The 14,229-nt window shown below is 32.5% G+C and carries 16 protein-coding genes; 13 read left to right on the top strand and 3 right to left on the bottom strand.

Annotation, left to right across the window (positions count from 1 at the left end):
• Window position 1 precedes the first annotated feature (1 nt).
• Window positions 2-697, bottom strand: coding sequence for a LytR/AlgR family response regulator transcription factor (locus tag ACIQ2L_RS06240; protein WP_396157280.1), 696 nt, complete (start codon window positions 695-697; stop codon window positions 2-4).
• Between the two features lie 188 nt (window positions 698-885).
• Here ACIQ2L_RS06240 and rpsF point away from each other — a divergent pair, with 188 nt between their 5' ends.
• The 5 genes from rpsF to ligA all read left to right on the top strand — a co-directional run bounded on the left by rpsF (window position 886) and on the right by ligA (window position 4,723).
• A complete protein-coding gene (gene rpsF, locus ACIQ2L_RS06235; protein WP_396157279.1) occupies window positions 886-1,230 on the top strand; it encodes a 30S ribosomal protein S6 in 345 nt (114 codons plus the stop codon).
• Window positions 1,231-1,232: 2 nt separating this feature from the next.
• Window positions 1,233-1,529, top strand: coding sequence for a 30S ribosomal protein S18 (rpsR, locus tag ACIQ2L_RS06230; RefSeq protein ID WP_136152299.1), 297 nt, complete (start codon window positions 1,233-1,235; stop codon window positions 1,527-1,529).
• Window positions 1,530-1,594: 65 nt separating this feature from the next.
• Complete coding sequence (gene rplI / locus ACIQ2L_RS06225; protein ID WP_396157277.1) at window positions 1,595-2,035, top strand: 50S ribosomal protein L9; 441 nt, start codon at window positions 1,595-1,597, stop codon at window positions 2,033-2,035.
• Between the two features lie 138 nt (window positions 2,036-2,173).
• Window positions 2,174-2,647: a DUF6495 family protein gene (locus ACIQ2L_RS06220; protein ID WP_396157276.1), complete on the top strand. Its 474-nt coding sequence runs from the start codon at window positions 2,174-2,176 to the stop codon at window positions 2,645-2,647.
• A 75-nt stretch (window positions 2,648-2,722) separates the two neighbouring features.
• On the top strand, window positions 2,723-4,723 hold the full coding sequence (ligA, locus tag ACIQ2L_RS06215; RefSeq protein ID WP_396157275.1) for an NAD-dependent DNA ligase LigA: 2,001 nt from the start codon (window positions 2,723-2,725) through the stop codon (window positions 4,721-4,723).
• Between the two features lie 14 nt (window positions 4,724-4,737).
• Here ligA and ACIQ2L_RS06210 read toward each other — a convergent pair whose 3' ends face one another.
• Together ACIQ2L_RS06210 and ACIQ2L_RS06205 are read right to left on the bottom strand one after the other, a co-directional pair.
• A complete protein-coding gene (locus ACIQ2L_RS06210) occupies window positions 4,738-5,652 on the bottom strand; it encodes a bifunctional metallophosphatase/5'-nucleotidase (RefSeq protein ID WP_396157274.1) in 915 nt (304 codons plus the stop codon).
• Window positions 5,653-5,724: 72 nt separating this feature from the next.
• Window positions 5,725-6,501: a 5'-nucleotidase C-terminal domain-containing protein gene (locus ACIQ2L_RS06205; RefSeq protein ID WP_396157273.1), complete on the bottom strand. Its 777-nt coding sequence runs from the start codon at window positions 6,499-6,501 to the stop codon at window positions 5,725-5,727.
• 48 nt (window positions 6,502-6,549) lie between these two features.
• On the opposite strand from ACIQ2L_RS06205, the gene ACIQ2L_RS06200 reads away from it, so the two are divergent.
• From ACIQ2L_RS06200 to fabV, 8 genes are all read left to right on the top strand, one after another.
• Entirely contained in the window at window positions 6,550-7,068 is a 519-nt protein-coding gene (locus ACIQ2L_RS06200) for a DUF6913 domain-containing protein (protein WP_396157272.1), read from the top strand.
• A 1-nt stretch (window position 7,069) separates the two neighbouring features.
• Window positions 7,070-7,954: a 4-hydroxy-tetrahydrodipicolinate synthase gene (gene dapA / locus ACIQ2L_RS06195; protein ID WP_396157271.1), complete on the top strand. Its 885-nt coding sequence runs from the start codon at window positions 7,070-7,072 to the stop codon at window positions 7,952-7,954.
• A 109-nt stretch (window positions 7,955-8,063) separates the two neighbouring features.
• A complete protein-coding gene (locus ACIQ2L_RS06190; protein WP_396157270.1) occupies window positions 8,064-8,858 on the top strand; it encodes an outer membrane protein assembly factor BamD in 795 nt (264 codons plus the stop codon).
• Between the two features lie 7 nt (window positions 8,859-8,865).
• Window positions 8,866-9,186: a DNA-directed RNA polymerase subunit omega gene (locus tag ACIQ2L_RS06185; protein WP_284652222.1), complete on the top strand. Its 321-nt coding sequence runs from the start codon at window positions 8,866-8,868 to the stop codon at window positions 9,184-9,186.
• A 5-nt stretch (window positions 9,187-9,191) separates the two neighbouring features.
• Window positions 9,192-10,403: a bifunctional phosphopantothenoylcysteine decarboxylase/phosphopantothenate--cysteine ligase CoaBC gene (gene coaBC, locus ACIQ2L_RS06180; RefSeq protein ID WP_396157269.1), complete on the top strand. Its 1,212-nt coding sequence runs from the start codon at window positions 9,192-9,194 to the stop codon at window positions 10,401-10,403.
• The gene (locus ACIQ2L_RS06175; RefSeq protein ID WP_396157268.1) at window positions 10,393-11,280 is read left to right on the top strand and encodes a DUF4835 family protein; all 888 of its coding nucleotides are present in this window, start codon (window positions 10,393-10,395) and stop codon (window positions 11,278-11,280) included. The genes coaBC and ACIQ2L_RS06175 overlap by 11 nt, the downstream gene beginning before the upstream one ends.
• A gap of 41 nt (window positions 11,281-11,321) precedes the next feature.
• Window positions 11,322-12,974, top strand: coding sequence for a DNA repair protein RecN (recN, locus tag ACIQ2L_RS06170; protein WP_396157267.1), 1,653 nt, complete (start codon window positions 11,322-11,324; stop codon window positions 12,972-12,974).
• 65 nt (window positions 12,975-13,039) lie between these two features.
• Window positions 13,040-14,227, top strand: a complete 1,188-nt coding sequence (fabV, locus tag ACIQ2L_RS06165; RefSeq protein ID WP_396157266.1) for an enoyl-ACP reductase FabV — start codon at window positions 13,040-13,042, stop codon at window positions 14,225-14,227.
• Window positions 14,228-14,229 lie beyond the last annotated feature (2 nt).

The raw sequence follows: 14,229 nt of genomic DNA, 5'->3' as shown, positions 1-14,229 counted from the left end.
TTTAAGCCAAAGCCAACGCTTTAATTAAATCTTCTTTTTTGTTCCTGCTTAGCGGTATTTTGGTAACACCAATTTCAGCAAACTTGCTATTAAATCGTTCCACTTTATCTATATTAATAATATAAGATTTGTGAACTCTGATAAATTTTTCTTTCGATAAATCATTTTCGAACGATTTCATCGTAGACAATACAAGATTACTATCTTCGTCTGTAACTACTTTTACATAATCTCCATAAGCTTCAATCCACTTAATTTTATTGGTATAAATTTTAAGTTTTTTAAGATTACTCTTAATAAAGATATGTTCTCCTTCTTCTTCTTGATTTTCTTTTTTAAGCATATGGAAATCCATTGCCCTTCGAACAGAGGAATTAAAACGATCAAGCGCTATCGGTTTCTGTAGGTAGTCCGTAGCATCATAATCAAATGCTTTCATAGCATACTCAGCCTTTGACGTGATAAAAATAATTTGCGGTTTAACTTTTAAACCGTCAAGAAAATCAAATCCACTGATTACAGGCATCTCAATATCTAGGAAGATAAGATCAACTGTATGGACCGACATGCAATTTTTTGCTTCAATTGCATTAGAAAAATCACCAACTAAATGTAGGTTTTGGTGATTATTTACTAACTTTGCGATGATCATCCTTTGAATAGAACTGTCATCGACAACAACACAATTTAGTTTCATAATTTTTTATATTATAGATTTGGTTTTGTAAAAATAAATACTTTTTTTTAATTCACCAAGCATTTCGTCGATTATCTTTGCTTTTAAACGATATTTTTTACTTTTAGACGATTTAACGCAGCTTGTGGTTATTATTCAAAATAACTTTTGTATCTTCGCGCCCAATTTAAAATTTAATCATAATTATTATGAATCATTACGAAACTGTTTTCATCTTAAATCCCGTTTTATCTGAAGTTCAGGTAAAGGAAACAGTAAGCAAATTCGAAGATTTTCTTACGACAAAAGGAGCAAAGATGGTATCCAAAGAGGATTGGGGCTTGAAAAAACTAGCTTACGAAATCCAAAACAAGAAAAGTGGTTTTTACCATTTATTCGAATTCCAAGTATCAGGAGAAGCTTTAATCGCTTTTGAAACTGAGTTTAGACGTGACGAGAGAGTTATGCGTTTCTTAACTGTAAGTTTAGATAAACACGCTGTCTCTTGGGCAGAAAGAAGAAGAACTAAATTAAAAGAAGCAAAAGCAAACTAATCATGGCAAATTTACAACAATCAGCTTCAGGAAAGAAAGACGGAGATATCAGATATCTTACTCCTTTAAATATTGAAACCAACAAAACTAAAAAGTATTGTCGTTTCAAAAAATCAGGAATCAAATACATCGATTATAAAGATGCCGATTTTTTATTGAAATTCGTTAACGAGCAAGGTAAAATTTTACCACGTCGTTTAACTGGAACTTCATTAAAATACCAAAGAAAAGTGTCAGTTGCTGTCAAAAGAGCGCGTCACTTAGCTTTAATGCCATACGTGGCCGATTTATTAAAATAATATAAACTCAGTTTGTTGTCTCGTTGCAATGCAACGAGACTAACTTCTATAACAAGGACAACAACATGGAATTAATCTTAAAACAAGACGTTCAAAATTTAGGCTTTAAAGACGATGTAGTAAACGTAAAAAACGGATACGGTCGTAATTTTTTAATTCCACAAGGTTTTGCTTCATTGGCAACTCCTTCTGCGAAGAAAGTTTTAGCTGAAAATTTAAAACAAAGAGCACACAAAGAAGCTAAAGTAGTAAACGATGCAAAAGCATTGGGTGAAGCTATAAAAGCCATCGAAATTAAAATTACAGCAAAAGCTGGTGGAGAAAAATTATTTGGATCTATCTCTAACATCGACATTGCTGCAGCGCTAGAAGCTGCTGGTCAAACGGTTGATAGAAAATTCATTACTAGTGGATTGGTTAAACGTACAGGTAAATACACTGCAAGCGTAAGACTACATAGAGATGTAGTAATTGAATTACCTTATGAAATTGTAGCTGAAGTTTAATATTTCGCTATACCTATATTAAATCCCGTCTCGTTCCAAAAACGAAATCGGGATTTTTTTTAATCTGAATTTATTTTAGATTCTTTTTTATTAATAATTGTATCTTATAAAATAGATACTGAAACGAGTTCAGTATAAATGAAATACAAAAGATTAACCAAAGAACAATTTGAGGCATTGCATAAAGAGTTTTCAAATTTTCTAGCCACTCAATCAATCGATAAAACCGAATGGGATTCCATTAAAGCAAATAGACCAGAAGTTGCCGAACAAGAACTCGATGTTTTCTCTGATTTAATTTGGGAAGGTGTTTTAACCAATGCTCATTATTTAGAACATTTTTCAAAAAACCATATTTTCCTTTTTCATTGTCAGGAAAAATTAATTCAGTCTATAGTTTTAAAAGCCCTGGAACCACAAGTTGATTTTATGCAAAAAGAAGGATTACAATGGTTGAGTGATAATATGTTTACCGATACTGTTGAAATTCATACAGGAAAAAAAGAGTATCAAACCAAACGAAATAAGGCAATTTTTGATTTGATTACAGAGGGAGCGATTTTGAGTGACGGTCAATTATACCTGCAAATTAATGGAATAATTCAATCGTAAAGTATATTCCTTATTTTTCAAAAATATTGGCTATTTTAGTGCTCACAATTTGCAACTAGTATAGCCAATTTCTTTATGGATGTTAAAAAAACTATTCAAGATTTACGAGAGGAACTCAATCAACATAATCACAATTATTATGTCTTGGATAGTCCAACGATATCTGATTTTGAATTTGACCAAAAACTAACAAAATTACAAGATTTAGAAAATCAGCACCCAGAATTATTTGATGAAAATTCGCCAACGCAAAGAGTAGGCGGAACGATTACTAAAAATTTCCATACGGTTGTTCATGATTACCGAATGTATTCTCTAGATAATTCCTATTCTAAAGAAGATTTAATCGATTGGGAAACCCGAATTCAAAAAGTGCTTGGCAATGTTCCGTTGCAATATACTTGTGAGTTAAAATATGACGGTGCTTCTATCTCTATTACTTATGAAAACGGAAAATTAATTCGTGCTGTGACACGTGGTGATGGATTTCAGGGCGATGATGTAACGAATAATATTAAAACCATAAAATCTATTCCATTACAACTTAAAGGAACTTATCCTTCAAGGTTTGATATTCGAGGCGAAATAATTCTTCCATTTGAAGGTTTTGAAAAGATGAACCAGGAATTAATAGAAATTGGTGAAACACCCTATTCCAATCCAAGAAACACCGCATCTGGAAGTTTAAAATTACAAGATAGTAGTGAAGTTGCCAAACGACCGCTAGAATGTTTGCTCTATTTTATTGTGGGTAATAATTTGAATGTTGCTAGTCAATATGAAGGATTAGAAGCTGCTAGAAACTGGGGTTTTAAAGTGCCGAAACAAGCAAAGCTAGCGCATACTATTGAAGAAGTTTTTGACTATATCAATTATTGGGATACACATCGGCATGATTTGCCTTATGAAACCGATGGTGTAGTCATCAAGGTAAATAGTTTTCAGCATCAAGATGAATTGGGTTATACGGCCAAATCTCCACGTTGGGCTATGGCCTATAAATTTAAAGCGGAACAAGTTTCAACAAAATTAATTTCTATTTCCTATCAAGTGGGACGAACTGGTTCGATAACTCCAGTCGCTAATTTACAACCCGTTCAGTTGGCCGGAACCATTGTAAAAAGGGCTTCTTTGCACAATGCAGATCAAATAGAAAAATTGGATATTCGCATTGGCGATACTGTTTTCGTCGAAAAAGGCGGCGAGATTATTCCAAAAATTATAGCTGTTGATTTTGCCAAAAGAACCCTAGAATCAAAAAAAACGGAATACATCACACGGTGCCCAGAATGTCATTCTGAATTAATTAGAACCGAAGGCGAAGCCAATCACTATTGTCCAAATTTCTATGGATGTCCACCACAAATAATAGGCAGAATTCAACATTTTATTTCTCGTAAAGCCATGGATATTGAAGGACTTGGTGGCGAAACTGTGGCGTTACTTTTCAATAACGGTTTGTTAAAAGATTATGCCGACTTATATGAATTAACGGTTGAACAAATTTTGCCATTGGAAAGAATGGCCCAAAAATCGGCTGAAAATTTAATTAATGGAGTTCAAAAATCAAAGGAGGTTCCGTTTGAAAGGGTTTTGTATGCTATTGGTATTCGCTATGTTGGAGAAACGGTCGCTAAAAAACTTGCAAAACATTACAAAACCATCGATGCTATTCAAAATGCATCGCTATTGGATTTAATTTTGGTAGACGAAATTGGCGAGAAGATTGCCCAAAGTGTTATTGAGTTTTTTGAAAATCAAGAAAATATCAAAATTATAGAACGTTTGAAACAATTTGGAGTTCAATTGGAATTGGTCGAAAAATTCAATCCAAATGCTACGGACAAACTTACTGGAAAAATCTTTGTCGTTTCGGGTGTATTTGAGCAATTCTCAAGAGATGATTTGAAAAAAGCTATAGAAGATAATGGAGGTAAGGTAGGAAGTTCCATTTCTGCCAAGACAGATTATGTTGTAGCGGGAGAAAACATGGGACCAGCCAAATTAGATAAGGCCAATCAATTGAAAATTCCCATTATCACTGAATTTGATTTTTTAAATATGTTATCCAAATGAATTACTACGTTTTATTAAACCACTATCGCTTTCCCTGATGCAATCTTAGAAATATCATCATCAAAATAAAAATCAATACGACCAAGATTAATGCCATAACACCCAACTTGGTTTACCAAAACATCCTGACCATCAATATTCTTCAGAACGGTAGGTTTATCTAAGAAAGTGTGCGTATGACCACCAATTATCAAATCTATATTCTTTGTTAAACCAGCTAATTTAAAATCACAAATCTTATCGGGTTCCCCTTTATATTTATACCCAATATGCGAAAGACAAATGACCAAGTCGCATTTGTGTTCGTGTTTTAAAATCCTAGACATGTCTTGTGCAACTTCCAATGGGCTATTGTATATAGTTTCTTTATAGCTTTTCTTGTCAACTAAACCATCTAATTTAATACCAATACCAAAAACACCAACTTTTATTCCTGCTTTATGAAATATCCTAAAGGGTTTAACATGTCCGTCCATTATGGTGTTTTTGAAATCATAATTAGCAGAAACAAACTCAAATTCTGCATTGGGCAATTGCTTGTATAAACCTTCAATTCCGTTGTCAAAATCATGATTTCCTATAGTGGCCAAATCATATTTCATCATGCTCATTAATTTAAATTCCAATTCACCACCATAATAATTGAAATAGGGTGTTCCTTGAAAAATATCACCAGCATCTAATAATAATACATTAGGATTTTCATTTCTAATACTTTCAATCAAAGCCGCTCTTCGGGCAACTCCACCCATATTTGGGTTTTTAGGATGATTAGCAGGAAATGGATCAATATAGCTATGAACATCATTGGTATGAAGCACCGTCAAATGGGTTGTGTCTGCCGATTTAAAACTACTCAACGATAAGCCTCCAAGTCCTAAAAATGCAGAACTTAATGCAGTGTTTTGTATAAAATTTCTTCGTTTCATTGATACTGAATTAATTACATCTAAATTCATTTCAGAAGTTCAGCATCTTTATAATGCTGAAAAAGTAGTGAACTATTCTTTGGAAATTCTGACGTCTTTATTTGCTGTGATGATTTTGTTTTCCATGAAATAATCAATAATGATATTTCGAAGTTTATAATCTATATTATATTGGGCAACCCCTTTTTTGAAGAAAAGCATATTGTCTCCGCCATTTGACAAATAATCAGAAGTCACTACATAATAAATTGTATTGTCATCTAATGGCTTTCCTTGCACCAAAATGTTTTTAGGCTGGTTGTTATTGTCAATCGTAAAAGTCATTCCTTGCAACGGATGTGGTTTTTTTTCAGAAATGATATAGCTAATCATTTCTATAATTTGATCTGCCTTCAACGCAATGACAATGGCATTATTTTCAAAAGGCATTACTTCGTAAGCTGTTCGAGCTGTCACATCGCCTTTTGGAATAATACTGCGAATTCCACCATTATTCAGTAAACAAATATCAATCGATTTTTTCTCGCGCATCTGAAATACGTTGTCCGATTTTTCGAAAGTAATATCAGCTAAAAAGTTACCCATAGGCGTTTGCCATTCTCCAGATTTGTCGATCGTTTCAGGTGCATTTGCTAAAATTTTATTCAAATCAGCATCAATTTTACTACGATACGGTTTTATAAAGTTTTCAATATCAGCTACTTCAGAATTCTTGTCTGTAATTCCAATTTGTTTTCCTTCAATTCTGGTGATTACATATTTCTTTTGGGCACATGAAATGACAGCAATAAATGTTAATAATAAAACAAAAAGCTTTACAACACCGTTATAGTTTTTTAGATTTACCATCGTTTTCGGCACTAATTTTAGTAAATTTGTAATTCAAGTAAAAGTAGGATGTTTTTAAATCACTTCAAGGATTTTGCGACAAAAAAAATAGTTAAAAATAGTTTATCTAATGTTAAACACACAGCAACAGATGCTATTATAAAAAAAGTTGGAATTATTTTTGACGAAAGCTATTTTTATGAAAGAGAAGCAATGGTTGAAGCTTTAATTGAAAATGGTATTGCTCAAGACGATATAAAAATCCTAGTTTTTAAGGATAAAATTAAAAAAAATGAGGTTTTTGATTATCCGGTTTTTAGCAATAAAGATTTGAGCTGGACAGGAACTATTGATAAAAAAGTCGTCAAAGAATTTGTAAATGAACCTTTTGATTTATTGATAAATTATTATGACACTGAAAAAGTGTCTTTGCTTTTGGTTTCCCATTTGTCTAAAGCAAGTTTTAAAGTAGGTTTTGCTTCAATTGATAAAAGATTAAATCATTTTATGATTAGTACCAATGCTGAAAACTATAAGATTTTTATGGACGAATTGTTCAAATATTTAAAAATTCTAAATAAAATATAACATGCAATCATTAATAGGAACTGGAGTTGCGCTTATTACCCCATTCAAAAAAGATTTCTCTGTAGATATTGATGCGCTAAAAGCCATTGTAAATTTTCAAATTGATAACGGTATTGATTATTTAGTAGTTCTTGGAACCACTGCCGAAAGCGCAACTTTATCAAAAACCGAAAAAGAGCTTGTCATAAAAACTATCATTGACGCCAATAAAGGCAGATTACCATTAGTACTTGGTGTTGGCAGTAATAATACTGCAGAAGTTGTAGAAGAATTAAAATCAAGAGATTTTTCAAACTTCGAAGCGATTTTATCCGTTTCTCCTTATTACAATAAACCAACACAAGAAGGAATTTATCAACATTTTAAAGCGATCTCAGAGGCGTCTCCAATTCCGGTTATTTTGTATAATGTTCCAGGAAGAACGTCAAGCAATATGCTTCCATCCACAATTATTCAATTAGCAAACGATTTTAATAATATTGTTGCCGTAAAAGAAGCAGCAGGCGATATTGTGCAAGCTATGAAATTGATTCAAGACAAACCAAAAGATTTTCTGGTAATTTCTGGTGATGATATGATTACATTACCAATGATTTTGGCTGGTGGTTCAGGCGTTATTTCAGTAATTGCAGAAGGTTTTCCAAAACAATTTTCAGAAATGGTGCACCTTGGTCTTAACAAAAGGGTGGACGAAGCTTATAAATTACATTATCTCTTGGCAGATTGTATTGACTTGATATTTGAGCAAGGTAATCCAGCTGGAATTAAAGAAGTCTTTAAATCATTAGGGTTGTCACAGAATACAGTGCGATTACCCTTAGTAAATGTGAATGAAGATTTGGCCATTCGCTTGTCTAATTTTACCAATAAAATTTCTAAAATGTAGTTTTATTGAAGCAAAAAAAAATATTTTGTAATCAACAATTTATACCTAAATTTGCAGTTGATTTTTAAAATACAAAAAGTGTTTAAAATCAGTTGAATTAAATATATAAATGAAGAAATTTTTAGCATCATTCGCCTTATTACTTTTTTTATCATCGTGTAGCGAATATCAAAATGCACTTAAATCGGAAGATGTAGCTGTAAAGTTTGGTTCTGCTACAAAAATGTATGAAGCAAATAAATATAGTAAGGCAATACGATTATTTGAACAAATTGCGCCCGGATTCAAAGGAAAGCCATCAGCTGAAAAAATGTTTTATATGTATTCACAATCCTTATATAAAACAAAACAGTATTATTTAGCAGGTTACCAATTTGAGAGTTTTGTTGCTAGTTATCCAAAAAGCGAAAAGATTGAGGAAGCTTCATTTTTAGGAGCAAAGTCTTTCACTTTTTTGTCTCCTTTTTATAGCTTAGACCAAACAGATACATACAAAGCAATTGATAAACTTCAAAATTATATTGATACATACTCAGAAGGGCAAAATTTAGCAGAAGCCAATAGTTTAATCAAAGGGCTTAGAGAAAAATTAGAAAAAAAGTCATTTGAAAACGCAAAGATATATTACAATATTGCAGATTACAAAGCTGCAATGGTAGCTTTTGATAACTTCTTAATCAATTTTCCTGGAACTCCGTATAAAGAAAAGGCGTTGTATTACAAATTAGATTCATCCTATCTTTTGGCAATAAATAGCGTTCCTTCAAAAATGGAAGAAAGACTTGAGAATGCCAAAAATGCTTATACAAGTTTGATTAAATTTAAAGCAGATAGCGAATACAAATCAAAAGCTGACGAAATGTTAGCCCGTATTGAAAACGATTTAAAACAATATTCTAAATAAAAAAGTCATGGATTTAAAAAAGACGAATGCACCAGTAAACACAGTTACTTATAACAAAACTGTAATTGAAGAGCGTACTGGCAATGTTTACGAGGCAATAACAATAATGGCTAAAAGAGCCAATCAAATTAATTCTGAAATTAAAAAAGAATTGACTGAAAAATTAGAAGAGTTTGCTACTTATAACGATAGTCTTGAAGAAATCTTTGAAAATAAAGAGCAAATCGAAGTATCTAAATACTACGAGAAATTACCAAAACCACATGCATTAGCTGTCCAAGAATGGCTTGATGATAAGATTTATTACAGAGATACTACAAAAGACTAATTACGATGTCTGTTTTAAGCGGTAAAAAAATACTACTCGGAATTTCTGGAGGAATTGCTGCTTACAAAACTGCATCGTTAGTTCGATTATTTATAAAAGCAGGTGCACATGTCCAGGTGATAATGACACCTGCTTCTAAGGATTTTGTAACTCCGTTAACATTATCTACACTTTCTAAAAATCCGGTACATGCTACTTTTTTTAATGAAGAAGATGAGGACGCACAATGGACTAATCATGTTGAACTCGGACTTTGGGCAGATGTAATGCTTATTGCTCCCGCAACGGCCAATACGTTGTCTAAAATGGTAAATGGCAATTGTGACAACCTTTTAATCGCTACTTATTTATCGGCTAAATGTCCCGTATATTTTGCTCCAGCTATGGATTTAGACATGTATAAGCATCCTTCTACAGTTTCAAGTTTTACAACTTTAAAACAGTTTGGAAACATAATCATTCCAGCAGAAACCGGTGAGCTTGCCAGCGGATTGTCTGGCGAAGGAAGAATGGCAGAACCAGAAAACATCATTGCTTTTTTAGAAAAAGATTTAGAAAGCAAATTACCTTTAAAAGGAAAAATAATACTTATCACAGCTGGACCAACTTATGAAGCAATTGATCCTGTTCGATTTATTGGAAATCATTCCTCTGGTAAAATGGGATTTGATATAGCTATAAGCGCTGCAAATCTAGGGTCAAAAGTAATTTTGATTTCGGGACCAACTCATTTGTCTGTTCAAGATTCAAATATTAATTTAATTCGAGTTACTTCGGCAAAGGAAATGTATGATGCTTGTCATCACTATTTTCCCTCCGTCGATGTAGCCATTTGTGCCGCCGCTGTAGCAGATTATAAACCTAAATTAGTTTCAAATCAAAAGATTAAAAAATCAGACGCCGAGTTTATTATAGAACTTGAAAAGACAAAGGATATTTTGGCTTCGCTTGGGCAAAGTAAAAAAAAGCAATTTCTAATTGGTTTTGCATTAGAAACAGAGAATGAAATCGAGAATGCTAAGCTGAAAATTCAGAAAAAAAACTTAGATTTGATTGTTTTAAATTCACTTCAAGATGAAGGAGCTGGTTTTGGAAAGTCTACTAACAAAATTACATTCATTGACAAAAATTTTTTAGTAGAGCCAATGGATTTAAAATCAAAAGAATTGGTTGCAATAGATATTATGAATAAAGTAATTACTCATTATGAAAAATAGAATTAGTTTTCTTTTATTGCTTTTTGTTGGAACTATTCAGGCACAACAACTAAATTGTAAGGTGGATATTAATTCTGATAAAATCGCTACGACGAATAATCAGATTTTTAAAAACTTAGAAACGTCAATAACTGATTTTGTAAATAAAACGGATTGGACAGGAGATGAATTCAAAGCAAATGAAAAAATTGAATGCTCAATGGTTATTATCATAAATACCTATGATTCTAATCAGTTTACGGCAACTTTACAAGTTCAATCTACTAGACCCGTTTTTAATTCTACCTATGCTTCACCAGTATTTAATTATAACGATAACGATTTTAGTTTTCGCTATGTTGAATTTGAAAATTTACTATTCAACCCTACAAACTTTGATTCTAATTTGGTTTCTGTTTTAGCGTATTACAGCTATATGATTCTTGGATTTGATGCTGACACGTATACATTACTGGGTGGAAATAAACACTACGAAGTTGCCCAACAAATTATGACCGTAGCGCAACAAAGTGGCTACAAAGGTTGGAGCCAAGCAGACAGCAACCAAAATAGATACTTTTTAGTAAGCGATCTTTTATCTGGGACGTTTGATGCCTACAGAGAAGCACTATATCAGTACCATAGAGAAGGATTAGATACAATGAGTACTGATGTTAAAGGCTCAAAGGAAACTATTATTGGGGCAATAAATACACTTTCAAAAATTTACAAAGTGCGTCCAAATGCATTTATTACAAGAGTTTTTTTTGATGCAAAAGCGGATGAAATAGTCTCTATATTATCGGGCGGACCAAAAGTTGAATTAACAGAAACTATAGAAACATTAGGCAGAATCTCTCCACTCAATGTTAGTAAATGGTCAACAATTAAGTTATAATTAATACATTTACTTCGTAAACACTCCTTCATTTTCAAAACATGATTACTTCATTATCTATTGAAAATTTTGCATTAATTGAAAAATTAAACATCAATTTTTCAAATGGTTTTTCAACTATTACTGGTGAAACTGGAGCGGGAAAATCGATACTACTCGGTGCTTTGGGTTTGGTTTTAGGAAAACGAGCCGATTTAACGTCCTTAAAAAACAAAGAGGAAAAGTGTATTGTTGAGGCTGTTTTTTCAGTAGAGAAATACAATCTCAGTACTTTTTTTGAATCAAATGATTTAGATTATGAAGACGAAACAATTATCCGAAGAGAAATTCTGCCTTCTGGAAAATCGAGAGCATTTATAAATGATAGTCCAGTTAATTTGCAACAACTTCAGGATTTAAGTTTTTACTTAATCGATGTGCATTCTCAACATCAAACACTGGAATTATCTGAAGAAGAGTTTCAGTTTAAAATTTTGGATTCGATCGCTAACAATCATGAATTAGTACTAGAATTTCAATCTCTTTTAAAATCCTATCGTGCTTCAAAATCGTCTTTAGAAACAAAAAGAGTCACTCTTTCAACCATTTTAAAAGAGAAAGACTATAATGAGTTTTTATATCAAGAATTAGAATCTGCTCATTTAAAACAAGGCGAATTAGAAGCACTTGAAAAGCAGTATCAAACGTTAAATAATGTTGAATTTATAAAAGAAAATTTAGTTCAACTTATTTCAATTGCGAATGAGGACGAATTTGGAATATTAAAAAACTTAAAAGAGTTTAAAACTTTACTCCAAAAAAACAGTAACTTTTCTGCTGAATACCAATCACTATTTGAAAGAACCAATTCTATTTTAATTGAGTTTGATGACATTGTAAAAGAAATAAATAGAGAATCTGAATTGGTTTTCAATGACCCCGAAAAATTAGAATCCATCAATCAAAAACTGCAATTAATTTACAATCTTCTAAAGAAGCACAACGTATTGACAATAGAAGAATTAATAGCAATCCAATCTGAATTAGAAGGTAAAGTGGTTTCCGTTTCGCTTTTAGAGGATGAAATAAAAACACTAGAAAATACGGTTAATGATTATGAAATAAAGTTGGATTCAATAGCATTAATAATTACTAAAAGTAGGAGTGAAGCTATTCCAAAATTAACCGAAAAACTTATCGCTGTTTTAAGTCAATTAGGAATGCCCAATGTTCGTTTTAAAATAGAAATTCAATCAACAATAACGTATCAGAACAACGGAAAGGATACTATTCGGTTTTTATTTTCTGCGAATAAAGGAACCGACTTTGGTTTATTGAAAAAAGTAGCTTCTGGTGGAGAAATGTCAAGAATAATGCTGGCCGTAAAATCTATTTTATCGCAATATTCAAAATTACCAACCATTATTTTTGATGAAATTGATACGGGCGTTTCGGGTGAAATAGCCAATAAAATGGGAGAAATAATGAAAGAAATGAGTACGACAATGCAAGTATTTGCCATTACACATTTGCCTCAAATTGCTGCCAAAGGAAGTAATCATTACAAAGTTTTTAAAACTGTTTTGGGTAATAATACGGTTTCTGAATTGAAATTATTAACGACCGAAGAACGAATAAATGAAATTGCCGAAATGCTTTCAGGAAAGGATATTTCCGATTCGGCACTCAATCATGCCAAAGCATTACTCAAGTAAACAATTTAATTTATATTTTTGTTTTAACATAACTAAGAATTTATACAACCTAATTTATATAGAAAATGATTATAGAACCAAGAATGCGTGGATTTATTTGTTTAACAGCCCATCCAGATGGTTGTGCTCAAAATGTTAAAAATCAAATAGCGTTTGTAAAATCAAAAGGTAAAATTGATGGTGCCAAAAAAGTCTTAGTTATCGGTGCTTCAACTGGTTTTGGATTAGCTTCAAGAATTACAAGCGCATTCGGTTCAGGAGCAGGAACGATTGGGGTTTTCTTCGAAAAACCACCATCAGAAGGAAAAACTGCTACACCAGGTTGGTACAATTCGGCTGCTTTTGAAGCAGAAGCAAACAAAGCTGGTTTGTATGCCAAAAGTATTAATGGCGATGCGTTTTCTAACGAAATTAAACAACAAACTATCGATTTGATTAAAGCCGATTTAGGACAAGTTGATATGGTCATATACAGTTTGGCTTCACCTGTTCGGATGCATCCCACAACGGGAGTTTTACATCGTTCGGTACTAAAACCAATTGGACAAACTTTTTCAAATAAAACGGTTGATTTTCATACTGGGGTTGTTTCTCAGGTTACCATTGAACCTGCAAACCAAGAGGATATCGACAATACTGTGGTAGTAATGGGTGGCGAAGATTGGGCCATGTGGATAGATGCACTACAAAGTGCTGAAGTTTTGGCCAATGATGCAACCACAATAGCGTATTCTTATATTGGTCCAGAAGTTACGGAAGCCGTTTACAGAAAAGGAACTATAGGACGTGCTAAAGACGACTTAGAAGCAACCGCTTTTAAAATCACAGATAGTCTAAAATCTTTAAATGGAAAAGCGTATGTTTCTGTTAATAAAGCATTAGTTACCCAAGCGAGTTCGGCTATTCCGGTAATTCCATTGTATATTTCTTTACTGTATAAAATAATGAAAGCAGAAGGAATTCATGAAGGTTGTATCGAACAAATCCAACGACTTTTTGAACAAAGGCTTTACACAGGAAAAGAAATTCCTACTGATGACAAAGGAAGAATTAGGATTGACGATTGGGAAATGCGAGGCGATGTTCAAGAAAGAATCAAAATTTTATGGGAAAAAGCTACTTCAGATAATCTTTCAGAAATTGGAGATTTGGCAGGGTATAAAAAAGATTTTTTAAATCTTTTTGGCTTTGGTTTGGAAGGAGTTGATTATAAAGCTGAAGCGAACGAGTTAGTGCAAATTTCGAGTATATAGAC

Origin of the sequence: Flavobacterium sp., assembly GCF_044369455.1 — a bacterium.
Lineage (GTDB): Bacteria > Bacteroidota > Bacteroidia > Flavobacteriales > Flavobacteriaceae > Flavobacterium.
The sequence above is the reverse complement of the archived record's forward strand: the minus strand, read 5'-3'. Positions and strand labels throughout refer to the sequence as shown.